Genomic DNA, 16,597 nt, shown 5'->3' with positions numbered 1-16,597 from the left:
CCCCTGGTCTACGATGTGTGTTGCCCGGCTGTACGCGTGATACCCCAACGAGACAACCAGCCGGCATGGGTCACAGTGCCAGGGCATGGCTGTGGCACCCCGCAACCCGACCGTGCGCCACTGCGCGCCGCGGTTGTGCTCCAGTGAGCCTCGCCGGCTACCCAGCCGAGTGCGCGTGGTCGCTGGGCTGGCAACCAGGAACAGGTATGGCCATGAGCATCGTGCACCGACTGATCACCAGCACCCGTCGCTGCTGCGCGGTGTTCCTGCTCGGTAGCCTGGCCGGCCAGGCGGCGGCCGAGGACGTGCTCAACCTGGCGCCCGGGCAGACCCGCCTGAGTTTCAGCGTGCTCGGCCTGGAGACGCTGGGCGCCGGTGACCAGCTGGCTGTGGAGCTGGATGGTTACGACGTCAGCGCCCTGATCAGCCGCAGCGACAGCGATTTTCTCCTCGACATGCCCAGCCCGCTGGCTGACGGCAGCCACCCGCTGCTGGTGCTGGTGTTCTATGCCAACGGCAACGTCGCCACCCTGCTCGAAGCCAGCGTCGAAGTGGCCGCCGGCAGCGCGCCGCAGGCGAGCGACGAGACGGCGGCCGCGCCCGATCCAGGTACGGACACCACCGAGGTGCTGGCGGCGGAGCCTGCCAGCGAAGAGGCCGCCACGGCGGTCGATGCCTATGCCCAGGATGCGGCACCGCTCGCCCACCGCTATACCCTCTACGGCCTGCTCAGCAACAACTACCGGGTCGACGAGAAGGATGCCGCCAACTATCCCGATAGCCCGCGCTACGCCAGCAATGGCGGTGTCAGCTACCGCGGCGAAGGCGCTGGCGCCGACTGGCAGTGGCAGGGTGAGCTGGATGCCTTGTACGACAATCTCAGTGAGAACAACCCCAACGGCTACGAATGGGAGCTGCCCAACTACCGTTTGGCCGCTTCGCGCGGTACGGGCCTGAGTCGCCAGGGGCTGGCCCTGGGCACCTACAACGTGCTGCGCGAGGACCTGCTGTTCAGCGCCTACCAGCGCCGCGGTGTGGCGCTGAGCCTCGGTGATGCGTTGAGCAGCCCCTTGCAGCTGGAGGTGTTCGGCCTGCAGAGCGAGCCGCTGACCGACTACCGGCGCCGCCTCGGTTACCCGCAGAGCAGCGAGGAGCGCAGTGCCGGCGGCCTGCTGACCTTCACCCCGTTGCAGGAAAACCCGCAATGGCTGCAGTTCAGCACCGCCTACCTCAACGGCGAGACCACCGACAGCGGGGTCGGCTGGTGGTCGCCGGATCAGCAGACCCGCTACGGTGGCGACAGCTGGAACATCGCAGTCGACTCGCGCCTGGGCAACAACAGCCTGTGGCTGCATGGCGACTACGCCCACTCCAGTTTCGACAGCGACGGCCTCGGTATCGGCGCAGACGCGCGCACGGATAGCGCGCACGATCTGCAGACCCAGTTCAGCTCCGGCGAATGGTTCCCCTCCGGGCCGTTCGACCAGTGGAACCTGACCTTGCAGCGGCGCGAGGTGGGCCTGGATTTCTTCACCCTCGGCAACCTCTCGCTACCCGGCGACCTGCAGCTGGAGCGGGCCAACTGGCAGGCCTTTGTCGGCAACCTGCAGGTGGAAGCCGAGCTGGCGCGCGAGACCAACAACCTCGATGACCAGGACGACATCGCTGACCAGGTCGCCCATCGCCAGGTGTTCAACCTCTACTACTACCCGATGGTCGACAGCAACGCCTTGCCCTGGCGCATCCTCGGCATGCCCTCGCTGAATGCTGGAGTGACCGAGACCCGCCGCCGGCAGGATCGCGAAGACGCCCAGGTGGTCGGTTTCGACCTCAACGACGAGACGCGCGAAAGCCTGGTCGGGGTGAATTTCTACCACAACCGCTGGAACTGGTCGGTGCAGCACACCCTGCAGGAAACCCGCGACGATTCGCAGGCGGTGGAGCAGAACGGCTACCTGATCTACGAGCCGCCGTCCGATCAGCGCAACCGCTTCACCACCCTGCAGATCGGCTACATGCCCTGGGACGTGCTGAGCATTTCCACCAGCTGGCAATGGAACAAGCAGCAGGAAAGCGACGACGACAATCTCTACCGCAGCGTCAGCCGGGGCCTGGATGTAGCCTGGCAGATTGTCCCCGAGCGCTGGCTGCTGAATGCCTCCTACTACCGCGGCCGCGATACCAGCCACTTCGGCGACGGCGACTTCCTCGGCGACAGCATGCTGCAGCAGACCGCCAACCTGCAGCTGACCTGGACGCAGATGCAGCCCGATGGCCTCAACCCCGGCCTCGACTGGTTCATCAAGAGCAGTTACGCCAAGCAGGACAGCGACCTCTACGACCAGGGCCTGGAGGACTGGCAGCTGCTGCTGGGCTTCGACCTGCGCTGGGATACCCACACATATTGATGCCCCGCCCGGGCCGCTGGCCGGGGAGGGAAAGGAAGGTGAACGATGAACCGATTTTCCAAGCACTGGCTGCTGCTCGCCCTGGTTACCTGCCTCGGCCTGCCTGCCTTTTCTGCCCAGGCCGCCTTGCTGGCAGCGACCGCCCAGCCCAACCAGCGCCAGTTGCAGGTTAACCAGGACAACAATTTTGCGGTCAACTGGCGCGTCACGACGGGTGCTGTCCACCGGGGCGGCGCCGCCTCCAGCGCGGCACGCATCATCAACCCGTCCGGCGGCGCGACCCTGGCCACGGTCGGTGGCACCCTCAGCCAGGGTGGCAGCGGGCCGTTCACGTTCGGCGAGTTCATCAGTCTGCCGCTGGCCACAGTGCAGGGCTGGCAGCGCAGCGGTCTGCGCCGGGTCCTGCTGGTGCGTGACTTCGCCGACCTGGCAGGGGGCGGCACGGTACGTGGCCAGCAGGTGCTGGTGCTGCCCGCGCCGACCCAGCCGACCCAGCCGGTGGGCAGCCTGCGCGCGGTTAAGATTCAGCCGGCGCAGCGCCAGGTGCTGGCCAGCCAGCGCAATGTATTGGCCCTGGCCTGGCAGGTGGTGGCCAGTGACGACTTCAGCGGGCGGGTCAGTTCCAGCCGCGCACGCATCATCGACCCGGCCAGTGGCGGCGTCTTGACCACCCTGGGCGACGGCCTGAGCGCCAGTGGCCGCACGCCCTTCCTGCTCAGCGAGCAGCTGGAGCTGTCGGCGGCCGAGGTGCAGGGCTGGTATGCCCGTGGCTTGCGCCGGCTGATCCTGCAGCGCGAGTTCTCCAGCGGCAGCCAGAGCCTGAGCGCTCAGGTGGTCCTCACCCTGGTCAGCAGCGGCCTGCGCGCGCCGCGGGAAAACCGCGACGGCGAGCTGCTGGTGCAGCGCCTGAGCCTGAGCTTCCTCGACAACCAGCGGATCAAGCTGGTGCCGCCGGCCACTGAGCTGAAAGCCAAGGTACTGCTGGGCTACAGCGGCAATGGCCTGGTCGAGGGGCGTTGGCAGGTGGCCGAGCCGGGCAGCACCGAGGGCAAGCCGTTCTACCGCACCCTCACCCTGGTGCGCAGCCAGCTTGGCAGTGCCCAGCAGAGCACGCTGTACAGCCCGCCCTTGCCGACGGCCAAGGCCGGCAAGTATCGGCTGCGCTTCTGCGTGACCAACCAGGATCTGGTGCCGGCCGATGCCCTGGTGCTGGACTCCGGCTGCCCGATCGAGAGCCTCACCGTGGAAACCGTCTACGAGGTGCTGGGCGGCAGCGGCCCCGCTGCTCAACTGGCGATTGCCGCCAGCCCGCAGAGCGGCACGGTCGATGCGGCCACGGCCTTCCAGTGGCGGGCGGTGGACGGCGCGGTGGTCTACCAGCTGCAGTTGTTCGCCATTGGCCTCGACCAGCAGAATGCCGGCGAGGTCGAGGTGCTCGGCGAGTCGCCCAGCTTCGTCGCCGGCATGCTGCTGCCGGCCAGCACCACCCAGACCCCGTTGTCGGCGCTGATGCGCAACAAGCTGGAGCCGGGGCGTTACTATCTGTGGCGCGTGACCGCCCATGACCAGGGTGGCGCGCTGATCGGCAAGAGCCAGGAATGGAGAGTGCGCTACCAGCCATGAGCGAAGACACGGACGTACAATTGCTGCTGCGCATCGCCGGCCAGGATCAGCGCGCCCTGCGCCAGTTCTATGAGCGCTTCCACGGCGTGGTCTACCAGTTCTCCATGCGCACGGTGGCCAACGCCGCCGATGCCGCCGAGGTGCTCAACGAGGTGATGCTGGAAGTCTGGCGCCGCGCCGCCAGCTTCCAGGGCCAGTCGCAGGTGCGCACCTGGCTGCTGAGCATCACCCGGCACAAGTCGATCGACCTGTTGCGCCGCAAGCGCCCCACCGAACTGCTCGACGAAGCGAGCCTGGACGAAGGCGAGGAGGAGGCGAGCTGCCCTATGAGCCTGGCCATGGAGCTGGGCCAGCAGGGCGAACAGGTGCGCCTGTGCCTGGACCGGCTCAAGGACAGCCATCGCCAGGTGGTCTACCTGACCTTCTTCGAGGAACTGTCCTACCCGGAAATCGCCGAGATCATGGCCATCCCCAATGGCACCGTGAAGACCCGCATGCTGCACGCCAAACAGCAGTTGCTGCAGTGTCTGCGGCGCCTGCTGGGAGGGGCCGAGGCATGAGAAAGACTGAACCGCTACACCGGCGCAGACGACTCAGGGGTACAGGCTGCGGAGGTGAACAATGAACAACGAAACTGACGACGATTTACGCGCCCTGCTGCCCTGGTACCTCAACGGCACGTTGGCGGCAGACGAGCGGGCCCGGGTCGAGGCGCTGCTGCAACGCTCCGCCGAGGCCCGCGAGGAACTGGCCGGCTTGCGCCAACTGGCGCCGGCGCTGCAGCAGGCGGAACAGCAGCACAACAACGCCCACAGCGCACCGGCCGAACTAGGCTGGGCGCGCCTGCAGCGCAGCCTGCAACAAGAACCGACGGCGGCCCGGCGCGACTGGTGGAAGCCTTCGCTGGCGGCCGCTGCAGCCCTGGTGGTGGCGCTGCAACTGGGCATCCTGATGCGCCCGGCGCCGACCGACATGGACTGGCAACTGCAGAGCGGCGGGCCGCAGCAGGTACTCAGCGGTGGCTACCGGGTGCAGCTGCGTTTCGTCGAGCATGCCCAGTGGCAGCAGGTGCGCGGGCTGCTGCTGGAGGTCGACGCGGTGCTGGTGGATGGCCCTTCGGCGCTGGGTGTCGTGCAGGTGCATGTGCCGGCCGATCGGCGCTTCGCCGATGGCCAGGCCCTGCTGCAGTGGTTGCAGCAGCAAGCGGTGGTGCAGCATGCCGCGCTGCTGGCGCGTGAGAAGCCATGAGGCGGCCCTGGCTGCTGCTGGCGCTGCTTCTGAGCCTGCCGCTGCAGGCTGCCAGCGACGCCGCTGGTGGGCCGGCAACGCCCAGCGTTCCGGGTGGCCCGCCCGCCAGCAGTGCGCCGCCTGCACCGGCTGTGCCACCCGTGCCTGGCGGCCCTGCGCCGACGCCTGCTCCGGCGCCTGTCGTACCCGCGGCAACTCCCGCCGCCCCGCTTGCTTCGCCAGCGCCAGTGCCGGCGCCAGTGCCGGCGCCGGAGCTTATCCCACCCGTAACTCCGGCAGCTCCTACTGCCATCCCGCCGCCCCGCCGCGCCACGGGCAGCCTGCTCGATCAGCCCATGCTGCAGGCGCCACCCCAGCAGTGGCGCGGTGTGGTGCAGCCGCCGACGGAGGAGCTGCCGCCGTTGCGCGAGTGGCTGGTGTTCAGCCGCGACCTGGCCGAAGCGGAGCAGCAGCGCCTGGCCCTGCAAGCGTTCCAGCTGTCGATACTGCGTCGCCAGCAGTTGCCTAATCTGCAGCGGGTGCTCAGCGTCTACCGCATCCCCGCGCAGCTCGACCTGCAAAAACTGGAAGCCGAATTAAGGCGGCAGTTTCCGCACTGGCAGCAGGAGCTCAATCAGCGCTACCGGCCGTTGCAGTTGCCGGACGCGGCCGAGCTGCAACAACGCAACTGGGGCCAGCGCGCCATGGGCCGCCAGCAACGAGCCGCCGTCGACTGCGGCAAGGGCAAGCTGCTGGCCATGCTCGACGGCCCGGTGAACAGCGCGCTGAGCGAGTTTGCCGGTGCCGATCTGCATTACCAGAGCCTGCCGCCGGCGCAGTACCTGGCCCGCAGTAGCGAGGCGGCGCGGCACGGCACCGCGCTGGCGGCGTTGCTGGTCGGCCGCGAGCAGGTTGCCGGCCTGCTGCCCGGCGCGCGCCTGCAGGCCCTGGGGATTTTTGGTGAAGACCGCACGGCCGGCCTGCACACCCGCAGCGACTGGGTGATCAACGCCCTGGAGCAGCTGGCCGGCCTGCAGCCAGCGCCGCAGGCGGTCAACCTGAGCTTCGGCGGGGCGCACAGTCGTTTGCTGGCGGAGCTGTTCGAGCAGCTTGCAGCCCGGATGGACTTCGTCGCGGCCGCCGGCAACGACGGCCAGGCCGGCGTGCGTTATCCGGCCGCCTATCCCGGCGTGCTCGCGGTGGGCGCAGTGGATGCGCGGCTGCGGCGTTTGCGCCAGTCCAACTTCGGCCGGCATCTGGCGTTGGTGGCGCCGGGCGAGGATATCTGGACCCTGGACGGCAATGGCCAGGGCTTCTACGCCAGCGGTACCTCCTTCGCCGCGCCCTTCGTCAGCGCCGCCCTGGCCCTGGCGCCCTCTGCCGAAGCGCTGCTGGCGCAGGCCCGTGATCTCGGTGAGAGCGGCCGCGACGAGCAGTACGGCGCCGGTCTGGCGCGCCTGCCCGGCTGTCGCTAGGCCTCGCCAATCCTGGCCTAGTGGCCTGTTTGGCTAATTCAAATACTCAATTTCGGCGCCAGACTTCGCCATACGGCGTTGCCGCTCCTCACCGTAGCCCTGCTACGACTCGTCGCGGCGCCTTGTCTGGCAAACCCTGGCACTCGAACTTGAATGCACGAATTAGCCGCACAGGCCACTAGCGGCTTTACTCAGAAGGATTATCGCGAGCGGCAAAAATAATTTGAACCGCTGCAGTAGCGATCAACGACAGAGGGTGGCAAGGCAAATTTATCGCCACCCCTACAAGGATCTCTACCATGAAAGCGTTCAACGCCCGCTTCACCCTCAGCAGCCTCAGCCTGGCCCTGTTACTGGCCAGCACCGCCGCCCAAGCTGTCGATGACAACCCGGCTGCCACCGCCACCATCAAGGCTGCGCCCAATGGCGGCCAGCCGCACACCTTGCAGGTCCAGCTGGACCAGAAGGGCGAGTGGTCGGTGGTGCCCAGCAGCACGGTGAAAATGCGCTTCCAGTACACCCACCAGTGGTCGCAGCAGCCGAGCAAGCCCTGGGCGCGGATCTACGTCGGCGAAGCGAAGATCCCCAGCAATGGCGAGATGCTCTTCGAGAAAGCGCAGATGTTCGATCTCGGCGCCGCCCAGGTAAAGGCTGCCAGTGGCTATCTCAACGCCAACCTGCCGTTCAAATTGCTGGTGAATGACGGCATCCCCGGTGCCGATATCGCCACCTACTGCAGCTTCGAAAAGCACAACCGCCTGAAGCAGGGCAAGGGCCTCAATCAGGTGCTGCGCCAGGGCTTCAACGTCAAGCTCGATGTGCCGCTGAAAATGGCCGGTTTCTACCAGCTGGGCGGCGGGCCGAACACCTCGCGGCCGGCCAGCAGCCACCAGTACCACCTGTGGGACAAAACCGCGCCGGTGACCATCCAGTGCCTGGGCAACCCGACCATCGCCGACAAGGTCGCCCCGCCGAAAGGCCCGCAAGGTGTAGCGGCGCAGTTCCAGGTCACCAGCGTCGAGCTGGTCGCCCAGCCCGCCAAGTTCAAGGGTGTGTGCCCGGCGGAAGTGAATCTCAAGGCCACCATCAAGGGTGTCGGTGGCGGCGAGATCAAGTACTGGCTGGAAGAAGTCGGCGGCAAGGGCGCCGCCATGCAGATGACCAGCAACCTGCCGGGCAAGGTGGGCGAGGCGACCCAGCGTGTGCTCAACCAAAAGGTCACCATCAAGCCGGATGCGCAGCCGCAGCAGCAGGGTATCGGTGGCTTCAAGGCCAATACCCAGGGCCAGGGCACGCTGGTCAAGCGCAGCTACCGCCTGCATGTGCTGGCGCCGAACAAGCAGCAGTCGAGCAAGGTCGAGGTCGAGGTGCTCTGCACCAGTACCCTCAACGTGCAACCGGGTGGTAGTGGCAAGCTGCAGGTAGCACCGGTCGAACCGCCGAAGCCGGGCCTGCAGATCAAGGCGCCGCAACCGCAGCCCGAGCCGCCGAAGCCGCAACTGCAGCTCAAGGCCAATGAGCCGCAACCGCCGAAGCCCGAGCTGAAACTGCAGGCGCCGCAAACCCCGCCGCAACCACCCAAGCCGGTGCTGCAGATCAAGGCGCCGCAGCCGCAGCCGGAACCGCCGAAGCCCACGCTGCAGCTGCAAAGCAATCCGCAGTGAGTTGATCCCACGCTGTGCAGAAGCCCGCCACCCGGCGGGCTTTTGCATGGGTCCGCTGATTGGCGGCTGATCTATGCTGCTCAGATGGATTAGCCGAGGTCAGCATGCCTGTGGATTCGGATCGACTGCCGGGGTGGAGTTGGTGGCTGCCGTTGCCACTGTTCCATTTGGGCACCTGGTTGTCCCTGTCGACCCAGTTTGTCAGTGGTGCTGCACTCTGGTACCTGCCGTTCGCGCTCGGCCTGACGCTGCTGTTGTGGTGGGGGCCACGAGTGCTGCCGGCGCTCTACCTCAACGCCCTGTTGAGTATTCCCCTGTGGGGGCTGGATTGGCGCTGGGCGCCGCTGTATGCCGTGCCGGAAACCCTGGCTGTCGGTGTGGCCTGGCTGTTTCTGCGCCGCCGCGAGTTCGATGCGGCCCTGTCCACGGTAGCCAGCCTGGTGCGCTTTATCCTCCTGGGCGTGCTGGTGCCGGCGGCGGTTGCCGCGCTCGGCGTGCAGGCCAACCTGCTGCTGAGCGGCGTGCTGGCGAGCGAACAATGGGCCCAGGCGAGCCTGACCCTGTGGCTGGCCGATAGCCTGATTGCCCTGGGAGTGGCGCTGCCGCTGCTGACCGGACTGACCCAGCGCCTGCGCCGGCGCGGCTGGGCGCGGGGCAATCCGCTGGCTGCGCACGGCGCGCCGAGCGCCGGGCTGCAGACCCCGCCCTGGTGGGCCTTGCTCGCGCTGCTGGTGGGCTTGCCGGTGTTGCTCTGCGTGTTACCGCTGCTGCTGATCCTGCCGCTGATTGGCGCCATGATGCTGGTGCTGGCCATGCTCTGGGGCTTCAGTGGCGCACTCTGGGGCGCGTCCCTGACCGTACTGAGCGTACTGGCGCTGCCGCTGGCCGGTGTGCTGGTCAGCGATCTCGACTGGGCCAGCCCGCAGCGCCTGGAGATGCACTTCAGCCTGTTGCTGCTGATGATCGCCACGCTGCTGGTCGGCCGTGCGCTCAGCGACCTGCGCCGCACCCTGTACAGCAGTGCGGCGATGCAGCAGGAGCTGGCCCTGGTCAGCCAGGCACTGCAGTCCTGCCCGTTGGGCGTGTCGATCTCCGACGCGCGCCAGCCCGGTAACCCCTTCATCTATTGCAACCCGGCGCTGGAGAAGATGAGCGGCTACAGTCGTGCGGAAATCCTCGGCAGTGGCAGCCGCCTGTTGTTGGCCGGCAACAGTGACCACGGTGCCTTGCAGCGGGCGCGCCAGGCCCTCAGCCGCGGCTTGCCGCATCATGAGGTGCTGCGCAATTACCGCAAAAATGGCGAGGAATTCTGGAACGAGGTGACCATCGCACCGCTGCTCGATGCACGCGGCAAGGTCAGCCATTTCGTCGCGCTCAACCAGGATGTCAGCGAGCGTGAGCGCCTGGCCAGGGAGTTGACCAGGCGTCGCGAGGAGCTGATGCGCCAGACCCATCTGCTGTCGCAGACCGAGGCGATCGCCGATATCGGTGGCTGGGTCCTGGAGATGGCCGACCAGCGCATGTACTGGACCGATGGCTGCTTCCGCATGAACGAGATGGACCCCTCGGCGGGTGCTCCGCCGCTGTCACTGGCGCTCAGTCGCTACGAGCCGGAGAGCCGCAAGCTGATCCAGCGCACCCTCCGGCAGATCCTGCGTTCGGGGCAGCCGTTCGACATGGAGGTGCGCCTGTCCGGCTTGCGCGGCACCTCGCGCTGGGTGCGCCTCAAGGGCTTTCCGGAAATGGACGGGCGCAAGGTTGTGCGCCTGTACGGCGCGATGCAGGACATCAGCGCGCGCAAACTCGCCGAGCAGCAGCTGCGCGAACGCGACGAGTGGCTGCGCCTGTTCTTCGAGGCACCGCTGATTGGCATGGCCATGATCAACCCGCAGGGCCAGTGGCTGGAGGTCAACTTCAAGCTCTGCCAGATCCTCGACCGCAGCCGTCAGGAGCTGTGCAGCGGCAACTGGCAGGAGATCACCCATGCGCAGGATGTCGAGCGTGAGGAGGCCCTGTTCGATGCCATTCGCCGTGGCGAGCGCGATGATTACGAACTAGAAAAGCGCTTCCTGCGCCAGGACGGCTCGGTGATCTTCAGCCGCCTGAGCCTACGCGCGGTGCGTGCACAGGGTGGCCGTCTGGAGGCCTGTCTGGCGATCATCGAGGACATCACCGCGCGCCACGAGGCGGAGGCGCGCTACCGCACGCTGGTCGAGCATGCCCCGGAGGCCATCGTGCTGTTTAGCCCCAAGGGCGGCATCATCGAGGCCAACGAAAATGCCCTGCGCCTGTTCGGCCTCAGTCATGCCGAGTTGCTGGGCCGCCGCCCGATCGAGCTGAGCCCGCCGCGCCAGGCCGACGGCCAGGACTCCGCACCACTCGCGCAGCGTTACCTGGAGGCGGCGATCGGCGGCGGGACGCCGGTGTTCGAGTGGCTGCATCGCGACAGTGCCGGTCGCGTGCTGCCCTGCGAAGTGCGCCTGGTGTGCATGCCCGGCAAGCCGCTGCTGATTCGCGCCAGCATCACCGACATCTCCGAACGCCAGCGCTACCAGCGCGAGATCGAGCGCCTGGCCTACAGTGATGAACTGACCGGACTGCCCAACCGCCGTTTGCTGCAGGACCGTCTGCATCACGCGATGACCCGCGAACAGCGCGAGGGCAGTTACGGCGCCTTGCTGTTCATCGACCTCGATCATTTCAAGACGGTCAACGACAGCCTCGGCCACCCCACCGGCGATGCCTTGCTCAGGGCCGTCACCGCGCGCCTGGGCGAATGCCTGCGCGCCGAGGACACCCTGGCCCGACTGGGTGGCGACGAGTTCGTCGTGCTGTTGGAACAGCTGGCGGACAGTCCGGCGCTGGCCGCCGAACATGCGGCTGAAGTGGGCGAGAAGCTGCTGCTCAACCTGCGCGGCAGCTATCTGGTCAACGGTCACGAGCTGGCCGTCAGCGGCAGCATCGGCATCACCCTACACCCGCTGCCGGGGCAGGATGCCGCCGATGCGCTGAAGCAATCGGACACCGCCATGTACCAGGCCAAGCAGGGCGGGCGTAACGCCCTGCATTTCTTCGCCCCGGAAATGCAGGCGGTGATCGACCAGCGCCTGCAGTTGCAGAGCGAGCTGCGCCAGGCCATGGCACGCGATCAGCTGTGCCTGGTGTTCCAGCCACAACTGGCACTGGCCACTGGCCGGGTTGCCGGGGCCGAGGTACTGCTGCGCTGGAACCATCCGGAGCGGGGCGATATCCCGCCCGGCCAGTTCATTCCGCTGGCCGAGGAGACCGGGCTGATCCAGGAGCTCGGCCACTGGGTGCTGGAGCATGCCTGCGCCAGCCTGGCGCGCTGGCAGGCCGACTGGCCGCAGCTGGTGCTGGCGGTCAACCTCAGCCCGCGCGAGTTGCGCCAGAACGATTGTGCCGAGCGCATCAGCAGTTGCCTGCAGCGCCATGGCCTGCCGCCCAGCGCCCTGGAGCTGGAAATCACCGAAGGCGTGCTGCTGCAGGATGTCGAGCAGTGCATCGAGGCCATGCATGTCCTCAAGCGCCTGGGTATCCGCTTTGCCATCGATGACTTCGGCACCGGCTATTCGTCGCTGACCTACCTCAAGCGTCTGCCGCTGGACCGGCTGAAGATCGATCGCAGTTTCATCAATGATCTGGAAGGCGAGGCCAGTGGGCAGATGCTGGTCGAGACGATTCTGCTGATCGCCCGCAACCTGGGCCTGGAATGCGTGGCCGAGGGCGTCGAGAGCGTCGTGCAGCTGGAGTGGCTACGCCAGCACGGTTGCTCGCTGGGCCAGGGCTATCACTTCAGCCGCCCGCTCGGCGAGACGGAGTTCCTTGCCTGGTTGCAGCAGCACGGCGAAGGGGGGGGCTACCGGCTAGCACCCTCTGACGAGCGGGTACGGAGCGCTTTTGCCCCCTCTCCCGTTCACGGGAGAGGGCTGGGGAGAGGGTGCTTCTGAGGTTCGCGTACGGGGCTTAGCCCTTGCCCTTGGTACGGGTCAGATGCGGGCCGCCGTTCTTCTCGATGTACTGGATGATCATGCTGGCCACGTCCTTGCCGGTGGTGGTCTCGATGCCTTCCAGACCGGGCGAGGAATTCACTTCCATCACCAGCGGGCCGTGGTTAGAGCGCAGGATGTCCACCCCGGCCACCGACAGGCCCATGACCTTGGCCGCGCGGATGGCGGTCATGCGCTCTTCCGGGGTGATCTTGATCAGGCTGGCGCTGCCGCCGCGGTGCAGGTTGGAGCGGAACTCGCCGGGCTTGGCCTGGCGCTTCATCGCCGCGATGACCTTGTCGCCGACCACGAAGCAGCGGATGTCGGCGCCGCCGGCTTCCTTGATGTATTCCTGCACCATGATGTTCTGCTTGAGGCCCATGAAGGCCTCGATCACCGATTCGGCGGCCTTCTCGGTTTCACACAGGACCACGCCGATGCCCTGGGTGCCTTCCAGCACCTTGATCACCAGCGGCGCGCCATTGACCATCTGAATCAGGTCGGGAATATCGTCCGGCGAGTGGGCGAAGCCGGTCACCGGCAGGCCGACGCCACGCCGCGAGAGCAGTTGCAGCGAGCGCAGTTTGTCGCGCGAGCGGCTGATCGCCACCGACTCGTTGAGCGGGAACACGCCCTGCATCTCGAACTGGCGCAGCACGGCGCAGCCATAGAAAGTCACCGAGGCGCCGATGCGCGGGATCACCGCCTCGAAGCCTTCCAGCGGGCGACCGCGGTAGTGGATCTGCGGCTTGTGGCTGGCGATGTTCATGTAGGCGCGCAGGGTGTCGATCACCTGCATTTCATGGCCGCGCGCGGTACCGGCTTCCACCAGGCGACGAGTCGAATACAGGCGCGGGTTGCGCGACAGGATGGCAATCTTCATTGGGCACCGGAAGGCAGGGAAAGCTGGGGTTTGTCTTGCACGTAGGTCAGCGCCGGATTGACCACCAGTTGGCCGTCGACCAGCGCCTTGGAGCCGAGTAGCACGCGGTAGCGCATGGTCTTGCGGCAGGCCAGGGTGAACTCCACCGGCCAGGCCCGGTCACCGAGGGCGAGCAGGGTGCGGATCACGTAGCGGGTCTGGGTCTGGCCATTGGAGCTCTTGATGGTCTTCACCGTCACCAGGGGCGCCTCGCACGGATGGCGGCGCTGCACCTGGGTACCGAAGTGGGCGGTGAAGCGCACCCAGCCTGCGCCATCGCGCTCGAACGGCTGGATATCGCTGGCATGCAGGGTCGAGGTGCTGGCGCCGGTGTCGATCTTGCCGCGCAGGCCGACCATGCCCAGTTCAGGCAGGTTGATCCATTCACGCAGGCCGATCACGGCGAGTTGGTCGAACGTCTTCAATGCAGGCTTTCCCCGGGAGGTGCAGGCATTCTAGACAGGTCAGATGACAACCGCACCCCTGGCTGCATGCACCAGAGCAAGGATTTGCCAGGCGCCGCGGCTCTGCTATAAAGCAATTAACTAAAATGTTAATTAAGCGGTGAGCGCATGGCGACAGACCGGGTTTTCGAAGCGCTGGCCTCTACCCCGCGGCGGCAGATTCTGGCCTACCTCTCGGCGCAGGAACTGACCGCTGGAGACATTGCCAGCCGCTTCGCGATGAGTGCGCCGGCGATCTCTCGGCATCTGTCGATTCTCGCGGCGGCCGGCCTGGTGGTCGGCGAGCGCAAAGGGCAGTACGTGCTGTACCGGCTCAACCCCGACAGCCTGTTGAATACCCTGCTCGGCTTTGCCTTCGAGGTCTGCCCGACGGGTAGCCAGTTGAAGCGCGAGGGTGAGGAGTTGGCCAAGAAGTAACTGCAAAAGCCCGTTGGGGCTTGGAGGCGCATATGGATGTGATACCCGAAAGTCTCAAGAGCCATCGCGTGCAGCTGGGCGCCGATGTCGTCCACGGTGAGGTGCGCTGGGAGCCGATCCGCTCGCTGTGGTTCAGTGGCATGGCGCTGGCTGCGCTGGTGGGCGGGGCGCTGACTTTCAGCTGGGCGGCGTTCGCCCTGTTTGCCGGAACCACCGCGCTGGTGCTGCTGCTCGGGCACTCGCTGGGCATGCACCGCAAGCTGATTCACGACAGCTTCCAGTGCCCCAAGTGGCTGGAGTACTTCCTCGTCTATTGTGGTGTGCTGGTTGGCTTGTCAGGCCCGCTGGGCTTGCTGCGCACCCATGACTTGCGCGATTACGCGCAGCGGCAGAAAGCCTGTCATGACTTCTTCGGTCATCGCCGCGCGCCCCTGCGCGATGCCTGGTGGCAGTTGCACTGCGAGCTGCGCCTGGCCAATCCGCCGGATATCCGGGTCGAGCCACGGGTCGCCGCCGACCCGGTCTATCGCTTCCTGCAGCGCACCTGGATGGCCCAGCAGTTGCCTTGGGCGCTGCTGTTCTTCGCCCTGGGTGGCTGGGCCTGGGTATTCTGGGGCGTGTGTGCGCGGGTCACCGCGGGGGTATTTGGCCACTGGCTGATTGGCCACTTCGCCCACCGTCATGGCGCGCAACATCATGTGGTCGACGATGCCAGCGTGCAGGGTTACAACGTGCCCTTTGCCGCCTTGCTGACTATGGGCGAGTGCTGGCATAACAACCACCATGCCTTTCCCGGTTCGGCCCGGCTCGGCTTGTATGCCGGCGAGTGGGACCCGGGCTGGTGGGTGCTGCAAGGCTTGGCCCGTATGGGTCTGGTCTGGGATATGAAAACGCCGCTGGATCTACCCTATCGGGCCGAGTTGCGCCGGGTCGAGGACGATGAGCAGCAGGCCTGCAACTGTCCGCTGCGCGCGGTATTGAAACGCTGGGTATGGAGCTGATCGGTTTTGAGCGACAAAGACGACGACAAGGTACGCCTGGACAAGTGGCTGTGGGCCGCGCGTTTCTACAAGACTCGGGCCCTGGCCAAGGAGGCCATCGAGGGCGGCAAGGTGCACTGCCGCGGCGAGCGCTGCAAACCGGGCAAGGAGCCGAAGCTCGGTGATCAGTACGTGATCCGCACCGGCTTCGAGGAGCGCACGGTGCAGGTGCGCGCGCTGTCTGTGGTGCGCCGCGGTGCTCCCGAGGCGCAACTGTTATATGAGGAGACTGCTGACAGCGTCGGTCGCCGCGAGGCCGCCGCCGAGCTGCGCAAGGCCGGCGCCCTGGGCCTGCAGACCGATGGTCGGCCGAGCAAGAAGCAGCGTCGTCAGCTCCAGCATTTTCGCGGCGGTCAGGACTGAAGCCGGCCGTTGGACAACCGGCCCTTGGTCGCGCCGGGCTTTGCGCCTAAAATCGCCGCCCCAGTATCCAGGCAGCATCCGCCCATGGCCGACTTTACCCAACGTTTCCTCTTCGACGACGCCGACGTGCGTGGCGAGCTGGTCAGCCTCGGCGCGAGCTACCAGCATGTGCTGGCCAAGCACCCCTACCCGCAACCGGTGGCCCAGCTGCTCGGCGAGATGCTGGCCGCCGCCGCGCTGCTGGTCGGCACCCTGAAGTTCGACGGCCTGCTGATCCTGCAGGTGCGCTCCTCCGGTCCGGTGCCACTGTTGATGATCGAATGCTCCAGCGAGCGCGAAGTGCGCGGCATCGCCCGCTACCACGCCGAGCAGATCGGCGCCGATGCCGGCCTGCGCGAGCTGATGCCGGACGGCGTGCTGGCGCTGACCGTCGACCCGAAGCAGGGCCAGCGCTACCAGGGCATCGTCGACCTGGAAGGCGATACCCTGGCCGATTGCCTGACCGCCTACTTTGCCACCTCCGAGCAGCTGTCCACCCGCTTCTGGCTGCACGCCGACGGCCAACGCGCCCGCGGCCTGCTGCTGCAGCAGCTGCCGGTGGATCGCCTGCCAGATGCCGACGAGCGCGAAGCCAGCTGGCAGCACCTGCTGACCCTGGCCAATACCCTGACCGCCGAAGAACTGCTCGGCCTCGACAACGAGACCGTGCTGCACCGGCTGTACCACGAAGAGGCGGTGCGCCTGTTCGAACCGAACCCGCTGCAGTTCCGTTGCAGCTGCTCGCGTGAGCGTTCGGCGCGGGCACTGATCAGCCTGGGCCAGGGCGATGCCGAATTGCTGCTGGCCGAGCATGGCGGGCAGGTGGAAATCGATTGCCAGTTCTGCAACCAGCGCTATGCCTTTGATGCGGCCGATGTGGCGCAGCTGTTTACCAGTGGTGATAGCCAGGAGCCCTCGGCGACTCGCCACTAAAACGATAGCGTGCGT

Annotated in this window: 13 protein-coding genes; 11 read left to right on the top strand and 2 right to left on the bottom strand. The window is 66.7% G+C overall.

The annotated features are described in order from the left end of the window. Window positions 1-206 precede the first annotated feature (206 nt). The 7 genes from LRS11_RS04390 to LRS11_RS04360 all read left to right on the top strand — a co-directional run bounded on the left by LRS11_RS04390 (window position 207) and on the right by LRS11_RS04360 (window position 12,365). A complete protein-coding gene (locus tag LRS11_RS04390) occupies window positions 207-2,408 on the top strand; it encodes a hypothetical protein (RefSeq protein WP_260495691.1) in 2,202 nt (733 codons plus the stop codon). A 45-nt stretch (window positions 2,409-2,453) separates the two neighbouring features. Further along, window positions 2,454-4,031, top strand: a complete 1,578-nt coding sequence (locus LRS11_RS04385; protein WP_260495690.1) for a hypothetical protein — start codon at window positions 2,454-2,456, stop codon at window positions 4,029-4,031. Next, window positions 4,028-4,591 carry a sigma-70 family RNA polymerase sigma factor gene (locus LRS11_RS04380; RefSeq protein ID WP_260495689.1) on the top strand — a complete coding sequence of 188 codons (564 nt, stop codon included), beginning with the start codon at window positions 4,028-4,030 and terminating at the stop codon, window positions 4,589-4,591. Before LRS11_RS04385 ends, LRS11_RS04380 begins: the two co-directional genes overlap by 4 nt. Before the next feature lie 61 nt (window positions 4,592-4,652). After that, on the top strand, window positions 4,653-5,279 hold the full coding sequence (locus LRS11_RS04375) for an anti-sigma factor (protein ID WP_260495688.1): 627 nt from the start codon (window positions 4,653-4,655) through the stop codon (window positions 5,277-5,279). A gap of 335 nt (window positions 5,280-5,614) precedes the next feature. Beyond that, a complete protein-coding gene (locus LRS11_RS04370; RefSeq protein ID WP_260495687.1) occupies window positions 5,615-6,733 on the top strand; it encodes a S8 family serine peptidase in 1,119 nt (372 codons plus the stop codon). Between the two features lie 299 nt (window positions 6,734-7,032). Beyond that, complete coding sequence (locus LRS11_RS04365; RefSeq protein WP_260495686.1) at window positions 7,033-8,397, top strand: hypothetical protein; 1,365 nt, start codon at window positions 7,033-7,035, stop codon at window positions 8,395-8,397. A 104-nt stretch (window positions 8,398-8,501) separates the two neighbouring features. Continuing rightward, on the top strand, window positions 8,502-12,365 hold the full coding sequence (locus LRS11_RS04360) for an EAL domain-containing protein (protein ID WP_260495685.1): 3,864 nt from the start codon (window positions 8,502-8,504) through the stop codon (window positions 12,363-12,365). Window positions 12,366-12,381: 16 nt separating this feature from the next. Here the strand turns inward: LRS11_RS04360 and rimK are convergent, their stop codons facing one another. Both rimK and LRS11_RS04350 read right to left on the bottom strand, forming a co-directional pair. Continuing rightward, window positions 12,382-13,287 carry a 30S ribosomal protein S6--L-glutamate ligase gene (gene rimK, locus LRS11_RS04355; protein ID WP_260495684.1) on the bottom strand — a complete coding sequence of 302 codons (906 nt, stop codon included), beginning with the start codon at window positions 13,285-13,287 and terminating at the stop codon, window positions 12,382-12,384. After that, complete coding sequence (locus LRS11_RS04350; protein ID WP_260496859.1) at window positions 13,284-13,718, bottom strand: ATP-dependent zinc protease; 435 nt, start codon at window positions 13,716-13,718, stop codon at window positions 13,284-13,286. The genes rimK and LRS11_RS04350 overlap by 4 nt, the downstream gene beginning before the upstream one ends. Before the next feature lie 180 nt (window positions 13,719-13,898). On the opposite strand from LRS11_RS04350, the gene LRS11_RS04345 reads away from it, so the two are divergent. The 4 genes from LRS11_RS04345 (at window position 13,899) to hslO (ending at window position 16,582) form a co-directional block, all read left to right on the top strand. Next, window positions 13,899-14,207 (top strand): metalloregulator ArsR/SmtB family transcription factor, encoded by a 309-nt coding sequence (locus LRS11_RS04345; protein ID WP_260495683.1) that lies wholly within the window; start codon window positions 13,899-13,901, stop codon window positions 14,205-14,207. A gap of 32 nt (window positions 14,208-14,239) precedes the next feature. After that, window positions 14,240-15,208, top strand: a complete 969-nt coding sequence (locus tag LRS11_RS04340; RefSeq protein WP_260495682.1) for an acyl-CoA desaturase — start codon at window positions 14,240-14,242, stop codon at window positions 15,206-15,208. A gap of 6 nt (window positions 15,209-15,214) precedes the next feature. After that, on the top strand, window positions 15,215-15,610 hold the full coding sequence (locus tag LRS11_RS04335; RefSeq protein ID WP_260495681.1) for an RNA-binding S4 domain-containing protein: 396 nt from the start codon (window positions 15,215-15,217) through the stop codon (window positions 15,608-15,610). A gap of 84 nt (window positions 15,611-15,694) precedes the next feature. Continuing rightward, entirely contained in the window at window positions 15,695-16,582 is an 888-nt protein-coding gene (gene hslO, locus LRS11_RS04330; protein ID WP_260495680.1) for an Hsp33 family molecular chaperone HslO, read from the top strand. The last annotated feature ends 15 nt before the right edge of the window (window positions 16,583-16,597 follow it).

The organism is Pseudomonas sp. J452, from assembly GCF_024666525.1.
GTDB lineage: Bacteria > Pseudomonadota > Gammaproteobacteria > Pseudomonadales > Pseudomonadaceae > Aquipseudomonas.
The sequence above is the reverse complement of the archived record's forward strand: the minus strand, read 5'-3'. Positions and strand labels throughout refer to the sequence as shown.